Below are 1,107 nucleotides of genomic sequence, written 5' to 3'. Positions count from 1 at the left end.
GGTAAGTACGGATAGCTTCCTGAATGGCCTCATTTGATTTTCCTTCACAATTATAGCCCGAAAGTTTAAAATTAACGGGTGCCACAATAGAAACTGTGGTATCGTAACCTACCGGAACCTGCCATTTACCGCTGCTTAAACGCACCAAGCGCAGGGCTTCTTCATCCAGATCAGATAATATTCCTTTACTCACTTTAGAAAAATAAACCTTCCCTTGTGCATCAAGCTTAAAGCTCACATTTACCGTTCCCTGAATACAATTATCTTTAGAGAACTGCGGATAAATGGTATTCTCTCTCAGGAAGTTTACAAAACCGCTTTTACCCGATTTAAACTGAACCTGGCCCATGGCCAATGAACAGCAGAAAAGTAAAGAAAGGGCGAGCAGGTTTTTCATTATACTAATTTACGGTTTATTCAGGTTTAAACGCAAAGTTTTTCGCAGCGAAAAGAGGAGTTGTTTTGCCACAGAAGCTCAGAAACGCGGAAAAATTGCTCATCCTCCAAACTGGAGTGTAAGCTGTATCCATTTTACATTAAGGGAAATAGAGAAATCTTTTAAAACGCTGTGCCTTCTGTGTTTCCGTGGCTAACCACATAAAATTTCTCTATATGCGCTGTGGTTAAACTAAGAAAACGTAGACTTCAAAATCAAATTCGGATCGGGGCAGTTTGCCAGGTATTTTTCTCGCTCACTAAACCTACAAACCCCAGGATAATCGCCTTTTAATCCTTCCATATTTTCGATCAATTGAAAATGAAGGTGTGGCGGCCAGTAACCGTTCTCTTCTTTTGAGCCTAATTCTGCGATTTTTGCGCCTGCCGGAATAAATTTACCTTCCTCCAGCCCATTTAACGAAGCTAGGCTTAAATGCCCATATAACGCATTAAATTTAAAACCATCGATTTCGTAAGTTAAGATAATGGTTGCGCCGTAATCGCCAAAGTTGTTGTTATTGGCAAAACTTTGAACAGTGGCATCATAAAAATTGTAGATCGATGTCCCCGCTGGCCCCCAAATATCAACACCTAAATGCAACCTGCGGGCTTCTTCACCGGCATCAAAATGAGCACTTCGTGAATATATAGTGCGGTGTTCATCATAAC

At 40.8% G+C, this 1,107-nt stretch carries 2 protein-coding genes; both read right to left on the bottom strand.

What is annotated here, in order from left to right:
• A partial coding sequence (locus AC1DND_RS28340; protein WP_477586240.1) for a TonB family protein occupies positions 1 to 397 on the bottom strand: 397 nt, incomplete at its 3' end.
• A 231-nt stretch (positions 398 to 628) separates the two neighbouring features.
• A partial coding sequence (locus AC1DND_RS28335; protein WP_477586239.1) for a peptidoglycan DD-metalloendopeptidase family protein occupies positions 629 to 1,107 on the bottom strand: 479 nt, incomplete at its 5' end.

This window comes from Pedobacter sp. 01N416, assembly GCF_056399685.1.
The sequence above is the reverse complement of the archived record's forward strand: the minus strand, read 5'-3'. Positions and strand labels throughout refer to the sequence as shown.